The 15,836-nt window shown below is 61.7% G+C and carries 11 protein-coding genes and 3 pseudogenes; 10 read left to right on the top strand and 4 right to left on the bottom strand.

Annotated features, from left to right (window positions below):
- The first annotated feature begins 268 nt into the window (after positions 1-268).
- From JNB91_RS16405 to JNB91_RS16390, 4 genes and pseudogenes are all read left to right on the top strand, one after another.
- A pseudogene (locus JNB91_RS16405) lies at positions 269-1,261 on the top strand (DUF3991 and toprim domain-containing protein).
- A 141-nt stretch (positions 1,262-1,402) separates the two neighbouring features.
- Entirely contained in the window at positions 1,403-2,005 is a 603-nt protein-coding gene (locus tag JNB91_RS16400; RefSeq protein ID WP_220326585.1) for a DUF1419 domain-containing protein, read from the top strand.
- Positions 2,006-2,017: 12 nt separating this feature from the next.
- A pseudogene (locus JNB91_RS16395) lies at positions 2,018-2,305 on the top strand (DUF3085 domain-containing protein); the annotation flags it as partial.
- A 191-nt stretch (positions 2,306-2,496) separates the two neighbouring features.
- Positions 2,497-7,602 (top strand): annotated as a pseudogene (locus JNB91_RS16390) (DEAD/DEAH box helicase family protein).
- 211 nt (positions 7,603-7,813) lie between these two features.
- Here the strand turns inward: JNB91_RS16390 and JNB91_RS16385 are convergent.
- Complete coding sequence (locus JNB91_RS16385; protein ID WP_220326584.1) at positions 7,814-8,326, bottom strand: hypothetical protein; 513 nt, start codon at positions 8,324-8,326, stop codon at positions 7,814-7,816.
- Here JNB91_RS16385 and JNB91_RS31170 point away from each other — a divergent pair, their 5' ends adjacent.
- Positions 8,327-8,461, top strand: a complete 135-nt coding sequence (locus tag JNB91_RS31170) for a hypothetical protein (RefSeq protein WP_262928010.1) — start codon at positions 8,327-8,329, stop codon at positions 8,459-8,461.
- 256 nt (positions 8,462-8,717) lie between these two features.
- Here JNB91_RS31170 and JNB91_RS16380 read toward each other — a convergent pair whose 3' ends face one another.
- The gene (locus JNB91_RS16380; protein WP_220326583.1) at positions 8,718-8,933 is read right to left on the bottom strand and encodes a hypothetical protein; all 216 of its coding nucleotides are present in this window, start codon (positions 8,931-8,933) and stop codon (positions 8,718-8,720) included.
- A 63-nt stretch (positions 8,934-8,996) separates the two neighbouring features.
- The gene (locus tag JNB91_RS16375; RefSeq protein ID WP_220326582.1) at positions 8,997-10,247 is read right to left on the bottom strand and encodes an ATP-binding protein; all 1,251 of its coding nucleotides are present in this window, start codon (positions 10,245-10,247) and stop codon (positions 8,997-8,999) included.
- A 415-nt stretch (positions 10,248-10,662) separates the two neighbouring features.
- Between JNB91_RS16375 and JNB91_RS16370 the strand changes: the two genes are divergently transcribed.
- The 3 genes from JNB91_RS16370 (at position 10,663) to JNB91_RS16360 (ending at position 13,909) form a co-directional block, all read left to right on the top strand.
- Positions 10,663-12,423 (top strand): ParB N-terminal domain-containing protein, encoded by a 1,761-nt coding sequence (locus JNB91_RS16370; protein ID WP_220326581.1) that lies wholly within the window; start codon positions 10,663-10,665, stop codon positions 12,421-12,423.
- Between the two features lie 122 nt (positions 12,424-12,545).
- The gene (locus JNB91_RS16365; RefSeq protein WP_220326612.1) at positions 12,546-13,019 is read left to right on the top strand and encodes a hypothetical protein; all 474 of its coding nucleotides are present in this window, start codon (positions 12,546-12,548) and stop codon (positions 13,017-13,019) included.
- Positions 13,016-13,909 (top strand): DUF7007 domain-containing protein, encoded by an 894-nt coding sequence (locus JNB91_RS16360; RefSeq protein ID WP_220326580.1) that lies wholly within the window; start codon positions 13,016-13,018, stop codon positions 13,907-13,909. The genes JNB91_RS16365 and JNB91_RS16360 overlap by 4 nt, the downstream gene beginning before the upstream one ends.
- Before the next feature lie 172 nt (positions 13,910-14,081).
- Here JNB91_RS16360 and JNB91_RS16355 read toward each other — a convergent pair whose 3' ends face one another.
- Entirely contained in the window at positions 14,082-14,225 is a 144-nt protein-coding gene (locus tag JNB91_RS16355; protein ID WP_220326579.1) for a hypothetical protein, read from the bottom strand.
- Between the two features lie 29 nt (positions 14,226-14,254).
- Here JNB91_RS16355 and JNB91_RS16350 point away from each other — a divergent pair, with 29 nt between their 5' ends.
- A complete protein-coding gene (locus JNB91_RS16350; RefSeq protein ID WP_220326578.1) occupies positions 14,255-14,635 on the top strand; it encodes a hypothetical protein in 381 nt (126 codons plus the stop codon).
- Between the two features lie 386 nt (positions 14,636-15,021).
- On the top strand, positions 15,022-15,633 hold the full coding sequence (locus JNB91_RS16345) for a hypothetical protein (protein WP_220326577.1): 612 nt from the start codon (positions 15,022-15,024) through the stop codon (positions 15,631-15,633).
- The last annotated feature ends 203 nt before the right edge of the window (positions 15,634-15,836 follow it).

The raw sequence follows: 15,836 nt of genomic DNA, 5'->3' as shown, positions 1-15,836 counted from the left end.
AATCCACAGACTGGGGACGTGAAAAACCCTGCGGGCTCATTCCAAGGCTCTGTTTCCACGTGCTCTCAGCTCGCTTAGGTGCCGCTTGCGATCGGCAGGCGGCAAGGTAGGCTTCGCCGCGGTTGGCATTCGCTCGCGGAGCTATCCGCTCGACATGAAGCGCCATCCGCGCCCTTGCCTCCTTTGCTCTTCGCGGCATGCGGAGGGCACCTGCGTAATGTGGGGAAAGAAAAAACAAACAAGGGCGGGCCTCCGGCTCGGGAAAATAATGGAAAGAAAGGAACTGGAAACGCTGCGGGACCGCGTCCCGTGCGCTGCCGTGCTCGAAGGAGCCGGCTTTGCAATAGACATGAAAGAAAGCACGCGGCGGGCGGTCAAGTACCGGCGCGGCTCAGAAATCGTCATCGTAATTCACGAGGGGAGGGGATGGTTCGATCCCCTTTCGGACGTGAAGGGCGATGTATTCGGCCTTGTCGTACATCTCCACGGGCTGTCCTTCGGTCATGCCGTTGAGCGTGTTGCAGGTTTGATCAGCGTTTCCATGCGGCAGACTTCGTGGCCCCGGGTGACGAATATCCGGGCCCTTGGCGATAGCGATCCGAACGCCACCATCCAAACGCGCTGGGCAGAACGCCGCATACCGTGGCGGGGGTCGGCAGCCTGGAGCTATCTGCGGTCGGAACGCAGCCTCCCTGCCCCCGTAATCCTCGCCGCCGTTCGGGCTGACCTCCTGCGCGAAGGTCCTTATGGCAGCTTATGGGCAGCACATTTCGATGACGACGGAGCCGTGTCAGGCTGGGAAGAGCGTGGCCCGGCCTGGCGCGGCTTCGCCACCGGCGGTTCAAAAGTACTTTTCCGATTTGGTGCCGAAGACGCCTTGCGGCTCTGCGTGACCGAAGCAGCGATCGATGCCATGAGCCTTGCAGCGTTGGAGGGACTCCGCGAGGGCAGTCTCTATCTCAGCACCGGTGGCGGCTGGTCTCCGACCACGGACAAGGCGATAAGGAGGCTCGCCTCTCGCCCAGGCGCCCGGCTCGTCGCTGCAACGGATGCCGACAGCCAGGGCGAAACCTTCGCCAGCCGGCTGCGCGATATCGCCGATGCGGCCGGTTGCGACTGGCTGCGCCTCAAACCGCCAGAGGAAGACTGGAACGATGCGCTGCGCGCGCGAAAAATAGAGAGAAGGAAAAGCTAGATGGAAAGGGCAGGGGACGGGAGCGGAAGAGGCCTGCCGCATGCCCGGCGGGCGCGTCAAGGGTGAAGCTTTGCCCGGCTTTGCCGGCCCTTGACCCGACCGGACGGGGAGGCGGCCTGAGGTGAGGGGTCCAGAAGGGCTGAAGAGACTATGGCGACCAAGCGGATCGCCAGGCTTCAAGCCCGGACATGGCCGAAGGAGCCCGCAATGACCGTCACCTCCATCCGCAAAGTCTTCCAGGGTATCGCCGATCGCCGGCAAATGTTCCGCATGTTCGACCGTCATATTCAGCGTCCTAACCGATGGACGGGCGACGACAGCGCTCTTTACCGTGGCGAGTGGTTCGAAATCGACGAAGCTTCACATGACTACATGTTCGAGATCCTTCCGCCGCTGTTTATGCGTGGCGACCTGTTCGCGATGCGTGAATATCTTATCGGCTCAATCACAAGCATCTTCTTCAAACTCTCGATCGACGGGACTATCCGGCACTTTCATGGCTATTGCGACCTTTCCGAACAGGGGTCGCTTGAACGTATGCGCGGCGCCATCGTCGAGCGCGAAACCCGCCCGGTTCGCGCAATGACCCGCGAGGAACGACTGGAGCATATCTGGTCGAGCACTGCGGACGATTATCGCGGATATGCCAGCGATCGCTGGTCCGAAGACGATAGGGGGCAGCGGACGATTATGTTGTGGAGCGCCGGTCGCGGGACCATCCTGAAACTGCTTGCCGATCTGACTGACGATGAGGTTGCCGCCAAGCTTCCGGTCCAGCTTCGCCATCTTCCCGATGTGATTGCAGCGTGAGGTGGCGAGACGATGCTCACCTTCTCGATTGAGGCTGTACGCCAAGTCATTGCCCGAGGTATCGCCGACGCAGATGCCAATGGCGGGTTTCGCGATCCCCATGGCGGGTTCTCAGACATCGACAACCGCAAGCCGGGTCTCTGGCTGGTCGGCGACCATGGCGTCTATCTCTGCTCGAATGGAAAGCTTGCCGGAGCGCGGCCGCTCGTCGTCTATGCTTACGAATGCGATCCCACTCAGAACGACGATTGGTTCGAGGTCAAGCGCTGCACATTCGGCGGCGATGATGGTGTGGAGTTTCTCGACGCCGTCGAGCTTGAACGTCTGATGAGCGCCGCGCCGGACGCCGCGCGTATTCGACAGCGCGATGACGATCGACCTCATCCGTCTCTGACGCCGACTACCGGTCATCCCTCCCACAATCGAGCGCCCAAAATGCCACGGCCTTGTCCGCGGATGCAGGCGCATGTCCCAAGACAGGAGAATTTTACATGGCACAAGGTGATCCCTTCACCTACGACATGTTCGGCTCAAGCGCTCTTTCGTCGGGCCTTGGTCTGGGCGTTACCGATTTCGGTGGCCTGTTTCGCGATGCTGCCAATGACGACGATCCCGATCCAGTGTCGCCAGCGCCAGCACCCGCCCTCCCGGTTCCCGCAAGCCCTTCTCGTTGTGCAGGGCGAAGGGAGAATTTCTATCTCGACGGTAACCGCGAACTGGGTGCTTCTTGGAAGGATCGCGCCCGCGCCAATGTCGCGGCTATCCTCGTCGCCGACGGCATTGCCAAGCAGGAGCGGCCGGCAACAGTTGAAGAGCAGGCGCAACTGATCCGCTTCACCGGATTCGGCGCCGGCGAGCTAGCCAATGGCATGTTTCGCCGTCCGGGTGAGGTCGATTTCCGCCAAGGCTGGGACAATCTCGGCTCCTCGCTCGAAACAGCGGTCTCTGAGGCGGATTATGCGTCGCTCGCCCGCTGCACCCAATATGCCTACTTCACGCCAGAGTTCATCATCCGGGCGATCTCGGCTGGGGTTCAGAAGCTCGGCTGGCGCGGCGGTCGGGTGCTGGAGCCGGGCGTCGGTACGGGCCTATTCCCGGCCCTGATGCCGGAGCACTATCGCGAGACCGCCTATGTCACCGGCATCGAGCTCGATCCGGTCACTGCCCGAATCGTCGGTCTCCTTCAGCCAAAGGCCCGAATCATCAACGGCGACTTCGCCCGCACTGATCTTACGCCGATCTACGATCTTGCGATCGGCAATCCACCCTTTTCCGATCGCACCTTCCGCTCGGACCGCGCTTATCGAGCGCTCGGCCTTTGCCTTCACGACTACTTCATTGCACGGTCGATCGATCTCCTGAAGCCCGGTGCACTTGCCGCCTTCGTCACGTCCCATGGTACGATGGATAAGGCTGACAGGACCGCGCGCGAACATATCGCCAAGTCTGCCGATCTAATTGCGGGGATCCGATTGCCCGAGGGAAGCTTTCGGCAAGGTGCGGGGACCGATGTCGTCGTCGACATCCTGTTCTTCCGCAAGCGCAAGGCCGACGAGCCGGAAGGTGATCAGACTTGGCTCGATATCGGCGAGGTCCAGCCTGCTACCGATGACGAAGGTGCGATCCGCGTAAACAGGTGGTTCACCCGCCATCCGAATTTCGTGCTCGGCACCCACGCGCTGACCTCCGGGCCGTTCGGTGAGACCTATACGTGCTGGCCCCACAGTGGCGACGATCTCGAAAACGCCCTCACCGTGGCAATCGATCTCCTGCCAGCCGATCTCTACGACGGCGAGCCGACGCCGATCAACATCGATCTGGAGGATGAACTCGCCGAGATCGTCGGCCTGCAGCCGGAGGACGGACCTGTTCGCGAGGGTAGCTTCTTCATCGACCGGTCGAAAGGCTTGATGCAGATGGTTGACGGATCGGCTGTGCCGATTACCGTCCGCAAAGGCCGCACTGGCGAGGGGATTTCGGAAAAGCATGTCCGGATCATCTCGAAACTGATCCCGATCCGAGACGCCGTGCGTGAGGTGCTGAAGGCGCAGGAGACCGATCGGCCCTGGCGCGATCTTCAGGTTCGGCTGCGCATCGCATGGTCGAACTTTGTCCGCGATTTCGGGCCGATCAACCACACCACCGTCTCCATCCAGGAGGATGCCGCGACCGGTGAGGTGAAAGAGGCCCATCGCCAGCCGAACCTTGCACCCTTCCGCGACGATCCCGATTGCTGGCTGGTGGCCTCTATCGAGGACTACGACCTCGAAACAGACACCGCCCGACCGGGGCCTATCTTTTCTGAGCGGGTCATCTCGCCGCCGATGGCACCCAATGTTACTTAGGCCGCGGATGCGCTTGCCGTCGTCCTGAATGAGCGAGGCCGTGTCGATATCGATCACATCGCCGAGCTCATGCATCGCAATTGCGATGCAGTGATATTGGACCTCGGCGAGGCAATTTTTCGCGATCCGGCCGAGGGCTCGTGGCGGACCTCCGATGACTACCTCTCGGGGCCGGTTCGCACCAAGCTGGCCGCAGCCCAGGCCGCTGTCGAACTCGATCCGACCTACGAGCGAAACGTCCGCGCCTTGACCGATGTACAGCCGGCAGACCTTCGTCCCTCCGACATCACCGCGCGTCTTGGGGCACCGTGGATCCCGGCCGCCGACGTCGTTGCCTTCGTCAAGCAAAGGATGGACGCCGATATTCGGATCCACCATATGCCGGAGCTAGGGTCCTGGACCGTGGAGGCACGACAGCTCGGCTACAGTGCGGCCGGTACGTCCGAATGGGGCACGAGCCGCCGCCACGCCGGCGACCTTCTCGCCGATGCGCTCAACAGCCGGGTCCCGCAGATTTTTGACGTGTTCAGGGACGCCGATGGCGAGCGTCGGGTCTTGAACGTCGTCGATACAGAGGCTGCGCGCGACAAGCTGCAGAGGATCAAGCAGGCGTTCCAGGATTGGGTCTGGACAGATCCGGACCGAACCGACCGGCTGGCCCGCGATTACAATGATCGCTTCAACAATATCGCGCCGCGCAAATTCGATGGCTCCCATCTCAAACTTCCCGGCGCCTCTGGCGCCTTCGTTCTTTATGGGCACCAGAAACGCGGTATCTGGCGGATCATCGCCGATGGCTCCACCTATCTCGCTCACGCCGTCGGCGCCGGCAAGACAATGACCATGGCCGCTGCCATCATGGAGCAGCGCCGTCTCGGCCTGATCGCCAAGGCCATGCTCGTCGTACCCGGCCATTGCCTGGCGCAGGCGGCGCGCGAGTTTCTGGCGCTCTATCCGAATGCCCGCATTCTCGTCGCAGACGAGACCAACTTCACGAAGGACAAGCGCGCACGGTTCCTGTCACGTGCGGCGACCGCGACCTGGGATGCGATCATCATCACCCATTCCGCGTTCCGTTTCATCGCCGTCCCCTCGGCCTTCGAACAGCAGATGATCCAGGACGAGCTGCAGCTCTACGAGGACCTGCTGACCAAGGTCGACGGCGAAGACCGCGTCTCGCGCAAGCGCCTCGAGCGGCTGAAGGAAGGTTTGCAGGAACGGCTTGAAGGTCTCGCTACTCGCAAGGACGATCTTCTCACGATCTCGGAGATCGGCGTAGACCAGATCGTCGTCGACGAGGCGCAGGAATTCCGCAAACTGTCCTTCGCCACCAACATGTCGACGCTGAAGGGCATCGATCCCAATGGATCGCAACGTGCCTGGGATCTTTATGTCAAATCCCGCTATATCGAGACGAAGAACCCAGGCCGGGCACTGGTTCTCGCCTCCGGCACGCCGATCACAAACACGCTGGGTGAGATGTTCTCGATCCAACGGCTGCTCGGCCATGTAGCACTCGCCGAGCGCGGGCTGCATGAATTCGATGCCTGGGCCTCCTGCTTTGGCGATACGACGACGGAGCTCGAAATCCAGCCATCGGGCAAATACAAGCCGGTCAGCCGCTTCGCGAGCTTCGTCAACGTGCCGGAGCTGATCGCCATGTTCCGCTCCTTCGCAGACGTCGTCATGCCCGACGATCTTAGGCAATATGTGAAGGTGCCGAACATCTCGACCGGCCGCCGGCAGATCCTGACAGCCAAGCCGACGGCGCTGTTCAGGACCTATCAGCAAAGGCTCGATAGTCGAATCAAGGCGATCGAAAAACGCGAAGGGCCGGCCAAGCCCGGCGACGACATCCTGCTCTCGGTCATCACAGATGGTCGCCATGCGGCGATCGACCTGCGCTTCGTCATGCCGGCGGCCGAGAATGAGCAGGACAACAAGCTCAATCTGCTCGTCCGCAATGCCCACCGGATATGGGAGGAAACCGGCGAAGCGATTTATAAGCGCCCCAACGGCAAGGATTTTGATTTGCCGGGCGCCGCCCAGATGATCTTTTCCGATCTCGGCACGATCAATGTCGAAAAGACCCGAGGCTTTTCGGCCTATCGGTTCATCCGCGACGAGCTGATCCGGCTCGGCGTACCGGCATCGCAAATTGCCTTCATGCAGGATTTTAAGAAGACCGAGGCCAAGCAGCGGCTGTTCGGCGACGTTCGCGCCGGCAAGGTGCGGTTCCTGATCGGCTCGTCCGAAACGATGGGCACCGGCGTTAACGCTCAGCTGAGGCTGAAGGCCCTCCATCATCTCGATGTGCCATGGCTGCCATCGCAGATCGAGCAGCGCGAAGGCCGCATCGTGCGCCAGGGCAACCAGCACGATGAAGTCGATATCTTCGCCTATGCCACCGAGGGAAGTCTCGACGCCAGCATGTGGCAGAACAACGAGCGCAAGGCCCGGTTCATTGCCGCCGCGCTCTCCGGCGACACCTCGATCCGACGGCTCGAAGATGTCGGCGAAGGCGCGGCCAACCAGTTCGCCATGGCCAAGGCCATCGCTTCAGGCGATGAGCGGCTGATGCAGAAGGCCGGACTGGAAGCTGATATCGCCCGACTTGAACGGCTGCGCGCTGCCCATGAGGACGATCAATATGCTGTCCGCAGGCAAATGCGTGATGCCGAGCGTGAGATCGAGGTCTCGACCCGGCGCATCGGCGAGATCGGCCAGGACATCAAGCGCCTTCGGCAGACCGCCGGCGACGCCTTCGCCATGGTGGTGCTCGGCAAAGATCACACCGAGCGCAAGGAAGCCGGTCGCGCTTTGATGAAGGAGATCCTCACACTGCTTCAGCTGCAGCAGGAAGGTGAGGTGCATCTCGCCACGATCGGCGGCTTCCATCTGGTCTTTGAGGGTGAGCGCTTCGGCAAGGGCGACGGTTATCGCTTCGAGACGCTGCTCCAGCGCACTGGCGCTGAATATGAGATCGATCTGTCGATCACGGTCACACCACTGGGCGCGATCTCGCGCCTGGAGCATGCGCTTGACGGTTTCAATGAGGAGCAGCGGCAGTATCGCCGCCGGCTTGAGGAGGCCGAGCGCCGTTTGGCGTCTTATCGAACGCGCACCGGTGGCCAGTTCCAGTTTGCCGCCGAGCTCGATGCCAAGCGAAAGCAGCTGCGTGAGGTCGAGGATGATCTGGCCGCCGAGGTGGTCGCCGAGACCGAGGGAGCGAGAGCCGCGCCAGCTGCATAGCTACGCTGCACAATAAATGGATGCGGCGTGATCAAAAAAAGATCATAACGCCTACAGCTGATGCACATGACGGTCTCCTCCCAGTTCCGTCGCAGCAGCTGTTCCCCTCTGGAGGTTCAAAATCTCCACACTTTACGGGCCGCGGTTTTCACCGGCGGCCCTTTTTTTTATTCGTCCGTTGGCTCATCCGATGATGCCGGCCGGGCTCTGCCTATCCGGCTCCTCCAACGGCCTCGCCGCTTGGCGGCCTGGAGCGCCAAAAGGTCCAGGTATCGCTCGCGCGCAACTCCTTGAACTCGATCTGACCTTGGCCCCACTCGTCCAGCAAAGCGAGGAAAGCAGGATCCTGGTCGATCGGAACGCCGCGGGCTGCTGCGCGGTCGATGGCGCGCTGCGCCATTGCTTTCCGGGCTTCGGAATCAGTGGCCATATGAACCTCGAACATGTTTTGGCGTGGGCCGAGACCTGTATCAGCCACCAATGCGGACGGCGACTTGAAAACCTGCCTCGTCAACAATATCTCAGGATCACTTCCCGATGAAACGACGTCCTGCTCGCGGCACACGCCGCGGCGTCCGACATTGTGCCGGGATAGAGAAAAAGGCGCTCCCCGTTCGGGTTGAGCGCCTTTTTTGTCCGGATGAAGGCTGCAATAGAGATGCTGTAGCTTGACCGGGGCAGCAACGCGGATGAGGTCTACGCCAAGAAAATACAGCGGGAACACATGCCATTTTATCTCGTAACCCAGACATTGCTGGTTGAAGCCGAAAACGAACAGGAAGCCGCTGAGAAAGCAGCTGCACGGGTCCGCTCCGGAGAGAAGATCACCGTTTCCGTCAAAGCCGACGAAGCAACATAACGCATATCACTGTCGCCCCGACGGTTGATGCAGGGTCTGCGATCTCGCCTTTGACTGCGCAAGTCAGTGAGCAATCACTCGCCGTTGAGCCCGAAACTCTCATTGCCAGCCCGGCTGACAGGAAACGTATCTTGAAGCGTATATTGGTGGATGCTCTGTCGCTTGTGAGGTCGAGAACCTAGAAGGCATCATTCGATGGCTCTACTCTGTTCTGACAATCTCTATCTCCCGCGCCTGGATGCTGACCGTAAGTCAACTACTCGCTGCCTCCTGCGCGCCGGATGGTGAGCGTCGATTGTACGGGGATCGATACCACAGCTTCGCACTTGTCGCAGACCGCAGCCAGGATGCCTCTAACTATACCGTTTCCGTCATCGAATGGCACATCGCGATAGGCGAAGGTCGTTGAAACGAGCGTGCCACAGTGCGGGCAGATCGCCTTGCTCGTGTCGCCGGGTTGATAAAGCTTCATGGGTTTTCTCATTCAAGCACGTCGGCTCTGACGCTGGCCGGACCTCACCTTATGGATCGTTGATCAACTGCTCCAGAGAAAGGAAAGTGGGACGGCAGCCAGTTTATCGCCGAATGGCAGGATCTTATCGCCGTCATAGAGGACCCAACCGGCCTTGAAAGCGTCTCCGGAGGCACTGGCGACTTTTCTCAGACCTTTGAAATCGTGGGAGGTGACGGTCGCAGCGGCCTTAACCTCAAGGCCGATCAAGTCTCCGGCTTCGTCCTCCAGGATGATATCGACCTCGTCCTGGTCCTTATCGCGATAATGATGGACGGTCGGGCGAACCTCGCTCCATGTAGCGAGCCTGAGGATCTCATTGGCGACGAACGTCTCCAGGAGTGCTCCGACCGCGGACCTGTCTTTCGCCATGCGATCTGCCGTCAATCCCGTCAGCGCCGCCAGGAGCCCGCTGTCCAGGAAGACCAGCTTTGGCGTCTTTACCAGGCGCTTCAGCGGATTTCGAAACCACGGTTCTATGCGGCGGACGAGAAACAGGTTTTCGAAAATGCCGATATAGCGACGCGCCGTCTTGTCATCGAGACCGATCTGGCCCGCGAGCTGCGCAAAATTCAACAATTGTCCGGAATGATGTGCCAGTGCGCGAAGGAGTTGAGGCATCTGGTCGAGGCGCTCGACATCGGCAATTTCGGTTACGTCGCGCTCCACGATTGCGCGAATGTATTCTCTGGCCCAGGCGGATCGGCGACGAGGATCAGCGCGTGCGACCATTTCCGGATACCCCCCGGTTAGGGCGCACTCTATCAGATCTGGTCCCATCACGAGGTTTCGCGGCGCTGTGAGGTCTCCGGCGAACGCCTTGTCGAGAAAATTGCCAGTCCCCTGCCGGATCTCTGCCTGTGCGAGGGGCAAAAGCGTGACGACTTCCATCCTGCCAGCAAGGCTTTCCGAAACCGTGGGAAGGGCGAGGATATTGGCGGATCCCGTCAGAAGAAAGCGACCGGGTCTACGGTCAGTGTCGACCGCGCTCTTGATTGCGCGCAGCAATTCGGGAGCGCGCTGCACCTCGTCGAGGATTGCGGTATCGATTTGCCGGACGAACCCGACCGGGTCGGCTTTTGCGGATGCAAGCGTCGTCTCGTCGTCCAAGGTGAAATAGGGCCGGTCGCCGCTGAAGAGGGAGCGCACCAGCGTGGTCTTGCCGCATTGTCGCGGCCCATTTACGAGAACCACCGGCGTGTCAGTGATCGCCACGGCCACACGTACGGCCGCTCCTCTCGGATAGAGCTCGTTTCCTTTGTTCGCGCCGGTCATTAGCTAATTTCCTCTGAAGTGATCGCAATGATCCGTCCGATTCGGAAATTACGCCCGTCCAATCCGGATTTCAAGTGCGTCCAATCCGGAACGTAACACCGTCCAATTCGGGTGCAGGATGCCATGCCGAGCATATTTCCCATCTGAAGCGAGAAACATGAAGAAGGAAAAGAAGAAAAGAGGGCCCCCCCTCGCAGATCGCCCGATCCGGCGCCGCTTTGCTCAACCGCCCCCTCCACAACCCTGCCCGTCGGTCTCGCAGGGCTGAAAGCCCCACTCACCCTGCCTGGCAGGGTCGCTCGGGCGCAGTTGCGCCGGCCCGCTCGCTCCGCGGTCCGGAAAATGTCTTCGGAAAGAACTGAAGGCAGAAAGGGGTGGCGACCGCCGCTCTAAAAACCCGCAAGGAGCAAATGACATGCAGATCCTCAAAATCGATCCTCGTGCGCTGAAGGGCAATCCCGACGATGCCCGCCGGTCCAAGTCCTCGCCGCAGGCCGACGCTCTGCTTCTGGCCACGGTGAAGGCTGTCGGCATCATCCAGCCACCGATCGTTTCGCCCGAAACAGATGGCGGCAATGGCCTCATTATCCAGGCAGGCCATCGTCGTGTGGCCCAGGCGATCGCCGCCGGACTCGACGAGATCGAAGTCATCGTTCGCGAGGCCGCCCACGACAACGGCGCCATGCGCTCGATGGTCGAAAACATCGCCCGCGAGCCGCTTAATCCGATCGATCAATGGCGTGGCATCGAACGGCTTGTGGCCCTCGGCTGGACGGAAGAGGCGATCGGCGTCGCACTGGCGCTTCCCGTCCGTCAGATCCGCAAGCTGAGGCTTCTCGCCAATGTCCTGGCCGCGATGCTCGATCATATGGCACTCGGCGATATGCCGAACGAGCAGCAGCTGCGCACGATCGCCGCGGCGTCGCTTGAGGAGCAGAAGGAAGTCTGGAACGCGAACAAGCCCAAGAAAGCCGAGCGGGCCGACTGGTACAATATCGCGCGGGCCCTCTCCAAGACCCGCATGTTCGCCAAGGATGCCAGCTTCGGCGATGATCTCGCAAGCGCCTACGGTATCGAATGGGTCGAGGATCTCTTCGCACCGGCCGATCAGGACAGCCGCTACACAACCAATGTCGAAGCGTTCCTCGGGGCGCAGCAGGAATGGATGACGTCCAATCTGCCGAAGAAGGGCGCGATCGTCGAGGTCAACAACTGGGGGCAGCCTGAGCTGCCGAAAAAGGCCGAGCGCGTCTATGGCAAGCCGTCGAAGTCCGACCATGTCGGCATGTACCTCGACCGCGACGGCAAGGTGCAGTCGGTCGCGTATCGCATGCCAGAAGAGAAGAAGACCAAGGGCGCTGCGGCCAGCGGTGGGAGCGACGACGGCGCCGTGATCGAGGCTCCGAAGGTCCGGCCTGACGTCACGCAGAAGGGGCAGGACATGATCGGCGACTTCCGCACCGATGCCCTGCATGAGGCGCTCGGTCGCGCGCCGATCGAGGACGACACGCTGATGGCGCTGCTCGTCATCGCGTTTGCGGGGCTGAATGTCCGCGTCGATTCCGGCGCGAGCGATACCGTGATAGGACCGGGTCGGCTCCGCCGGCATGCCGCGCGTCTGCTCTCGGATGACGGCGAACTTAGCACGGACATGGAGACGGTGCGGGTTGTGGCGCGCTCGGCCCTCATCGATGTCCTGTCGTGCCGTCGTGGCATGTCGAACAGCGGTGTCGTCTCACGGATCGCCGGTGCTACGATCGGCGCCGACAGTTTCCTCGCCAACATGGGGTCGGAGGATTTCCTGCTTTGCCTGTCCAGGCAAGCGCTTGAAACGGCTTCCAAAGACGTCGGTGTCACGCCGCGCCAGAAGGTGCGGGAGACGCGCGCCGCGCTCGTCAGTCATTTCGGCGAGGAACGCTTCGTTCACAACTCGGCGCTTTTCGCTCCCGAACCGAAGGAGATCGCCGACCTCAAGAAGTATGGCGACGCATTCGATCAGACCGAAGTGGAGGAGGACGGCATTGCCGATCATGTCAGCCATGACAGTGATCACGAGGGCGCAACAGATCCCGGTGATGATCCCGTTGAGGATGACGCAGAGGACGGCGACACCACCGAACCCGGCATCGACGATCTCGATGACGACGACGGCGCCTACGCCATCGCGGCGGAATAACCGCACCCTTCGCAGCTAACGGAACCTCTCCTCAACGCTCAGCCGCCGCCCGTGGTCTCCAACGGCGGCGGTTCCGTTTTCACGATCCTCAAGTCACCCAGGAGTTTTCCATGCCCTCCCATATGTCCACCCATCTCGTTTTTCTGGCGCCGATCGGTTCCGTCCTGGCCTGGTCCGACGGCATGCCTCGCCCACCCGAACGCCACGTCAAGAAACTCTCCGCATGGCGGACCCGCAATAGTGCCGGCCGGCTGGTCAGCCGTCAGGACGAATATCGGCGCGGCAGCATGATCGTGCCGGCCGGTTTCAAGTTGCACGAAGGCGATCATGGCGCCGGCGGGGTCATCGCGATCCGAGTCTATCGGAGCTTCACGATAGACAGCAAGCTGACCTTCAGCGTGGTCGAGGTGCCGGCCGTTGGCAGTTGCCGCATCTTCGACCGTGCCGGCGAGAATGCCGAACTCGTCCATCTCGCCGCCGGCCGTCAGGGTGCCGAAGAGTGGCTCTCCCGCCACGGCTATCCTTCAGCCGTGTTGGAAGACGTGACCGCCGAGGAGGCGGTCGTCGATGCGGGGCAGGGGAGGGCTGTCGTATGAGCGATCGTCCAGGGATCAGCACCGCTACGGCCGCATCCGACTTTCCGGAGGTCGTCTTCGATCGATCGGCCGACGGCCTCATTGTCGCCAGGGTCGGCGATCTCACCCTTGCCATGCTGCCGTCGGGTGACGGTGCTGCAGGCGGCTTCATCGCCAGCGCCTGGCGTGTCGATCGCCCCATGGGCGAACTTACCCGCCAGTCCTTCTACAGCCACGAGGGCCGGGTGGCGCACGAGGCTGACTTTCGCGCGCGCGTGCTCGAGACGGCAGAGCATCGGCGTGACCTCTCGCGCCTCAATCGCGTCCAGAAACGGCAGTCCTGCGGCACCCCATGGGGTTGGTCGCAGATGGCTACGGTCTATGCCGAGGGCATCGTCAGCCACGCAACTGCCAGCCATGGCGGCTTCCATCTGTCGCCTGAACGCAACCGACAAGTCCATGCCTCATTGCGATCGTCCGATGGGTTCTATGAGGAAGATTGCTGCTGGGCCGCCGTCGCCATCACTTTTCCGGATTTCTTCACCGGCTATGAGAGGCGAATTGCAGACGAGACCTGCAAGACATGGCAGCCGGATGCCTGGGAAGCGATCCATGGCGTCGTGCTCTCGTCAGGAGAATCCGACGTCAAGGATCGCCGCAGCTTCGAACGCGATCATGCAGACGACTGGGTGGTGATATCGGCAATTCGGTCGGATCATCATTCCGGTATGACGGAAGTGATCGCCACACGCGGCGGCAAGCGGACGCTTGGCGTCGAAGAGCGGCGATATCTGGTGCCAGTGAGCGAGTATGAGGTCGGCCGCTTCGGTTTTGTCATCAATGAGACCCGGCACCAAGCCTATGCCGGGCCGTCGTCCTTTCTGTCCTGGTCGGGGAGGACGACGACATGAGGTGTCCGGTTAGTTCCCTCGACGACGGCGCGTTTCTTCTGGCTCGTATGGAGGCGGCCCGCCGTCAGACACGCAACATTTCGATCTGGTCTACAGACAGATCGAGGCACGGGCAGAGCGCGTCGCGACCACTCGAAGGGGCAGGGCAGTTCGGCCGTGCGGGCGATCTCGATTACGTTGGACCCAGTCGCGTGAAGCGCTGCTTCGATTGAACCTCGAGCGTCTCGAATTCGAGCGCCGGGGCGATATCGAGCCGCTGATCCGAACGCTGGCGCGCCAGGAATCGGCAATCTCCGCCCTCCGGGATCATCAACACGTCATCCCCCAACACGAAAGGAGCGCAGCATGACACGCTTTCGCGTCGACACCGAATATCATCTGCCGGGTTATCGCCGGCGGTTTTACGAGGCCGCAACCATCGAAGACGCATGCCGGATGGCCACCAGCGACGAAGAATGGGACGACGAGCAATGCGACGTCGATAGCTCCGGTGACACCTATGTCGCCGACATCCGCGAACAGCCAACCGACGGGGCGGAACCGACCTATCATCCGGTTCCCGAGGCGTTTCGCGAGACGGTGCAGCGGAAAGCGGATCTCTTTGACGATCTTGTCGCGTTCTTGCGGGAGCCGGCGCGTGAGATGGGTCTGTCAAAACGGGACTTTGAGGATTGGCTGCCGCGGGCGCAGACCGGTCTATCGAGGGCTGACGCAATCGGCACCTGAGACGGCCCCGTTGTAACCGCCAGCGGTCTGGTCTGATCCTGGCACGGGTTTCCATGGCCTCCGCCGGGATCCTTCCGCCATCTCGACCGGCAAGGTTGTTCCCCTTGGCCGGTCCGCCCTTCGGTTTCGTTGCGGTCTGGACCAACGCCCGTCCGGTTCAAGGCCGCTGTCGCGCCGCGGGGCGGCAGGTCATGCCGCTTGTCGCAAAGCAGGAATGCGGGACTTCGCAGGGCTTTGGCCCCGCTTGCCCGCACCCCAGCCTTGCTCGATCTGGCCTGCCCGGACCCTGAACCGGCCGGCTTGCGTCGGTCCCTTTCTACCGCACCGAAGGACGGGCCGGCCAAGGGGGCCGAAACCGCCTCGGCAGACAACGAAAGGAAGCCATCATGGCAAAGCCAGCAACCCAGTCCCGGCAATCCTCCAATCAGGCCTCACGTCCATCCGCCCGCGTCCTCCAGCTCCGCAAGGGCGCCACCGTCGAGATGGTCCGCCTGACGTGCCCCGATGAAGCCCAGGCGCTGAAGATCGCGGAGAGTTTTGGAGCCGCCATTCTCGACAGCGACGGTATCCGTGACATGCACGAGCGCCTGATCGTCGAGACTGCAACGGGCCTCTCGGACGGCCTCGGGGAACGCGCAATGCAGATCCACCTCCAGCGGATCGTCGGTGCCTATGTCGGCTCGGCCCATGGTGCCGGCCAGTTCTACTCCCGCGCCGTCAGCGAGGCACGCGATGCCACCGCCAAGGGTGCCGCTGAAGCCCGCGACGAGGATCTCGACGGTCCGGTTGGTTATGACAGCGCCGCCCAGCGCAAGCGCGAGTTCGCCGCCGACATGGGCATTCAGGCTCATGCGCTGCGGATGGCAGCGGAAGGCGCCGTCTCAGCCTACGAGCAGATTGTTGGAGAGGTCTGGAAGCCCTTCGACCGTCCGGTCGAAAATCCCGGCCCGACGCTCGACCGCAAAGCGGCCGCAGCTCAGATGTCGGCCTTCGATTGACGTCATCCCAACGGCGGAGCTCAGGCTCCGCCGCTAAATCTATCTTTGAAACTGGCGGTCGCCCTATCGGGGGCGGCTTTTTCCATGACGGCCGTCATGACTAAGGTGAAGGAATAAAGGAAAGCGGGGCTCTCGGCGCCTCTCGCAACCCCGTCCCGGCCTTGGTCCTGCAGGAGCCGGATGCAGATCGCAACGGCTTCGCC

Origin of the sequence: Aliirhizobium wenxiniae (assembly GCF_019511445.1) — a bacterium.
Classification (GTDB): Bacteria; Pseudomonadota; Alphaproteobacteria; order Rhizobiales; family Rhizobiaceae; genus Neorhizobium; species Neorhizobium wenxiniae_A.
Note: the sequence above shows the minus strand (reverse complement) of the source record. Positions and strands in the feature narration are given on the sequence as shown.

Coding starts and splice junctions, on each gene's coding strand:
- JNB91_RS16350 (WP_220326578.1), top strand. CDS start 14,255: ATGACACGCTTTCGCGTCGACACCGAATATCATCTGCCGGGTTATCGC.
- JNB91_RS16375 (WP_220326582.1), bottom strand. CDS start 10,247: ATGACCGGCGCGAACAAAGGAAACGAGCTCTATCCGAGAGGAGCGGCC.
- JNB91_RS16370 (WP_220326581.1), top strand. CDS start 10,663: ATGCAGATCCTCAAAATCGATCCTCGTGCGCTGAAGGGCAATCCCGAC.
- JNB91_RS16360 (WP_220326580.1), top strand. CDS start 13,016: ATGAGCGATCGTCCAGGGATCAGCACCGCTACGGCCGCATCCGACTTT.
- JNB91_RS16345 (WP_220326577.1), top strand. CDS start 15,022: ATGGCAAAGCCAGCAACCCAGTCCCGGCAATCCTCCAATCAGGCCTCA.
- JNB91_RS16380 (WP_220326583.1), bottom strand. CDS start 8,933: ATGAAGCTTTATCAACCCGGCGACACGAGCAAGGCGATCTGCCCGCAC.
- JNB91_RS31170 (WP_262928010.1), top strand. CDS start 8,327: ATGCCATTTTATCTCGTAACCCAGACATTGCTGGTTGAAGCCGAAAAC.
- JNB91_RS16400 (WP_220326585.1), top strand. CDS start 1,403: ATGACCGTCACCTCCATCCGCAAAGTCTTCCAGGGTATCGCCGATCGC.
- JNB91_RS16365 (WP_220326612.1), top strand. CDS start 12,546: ATGTCCACCCATCTCGTTTTTCTGGCGCCGATCGGTTCCGTCCTGGCC.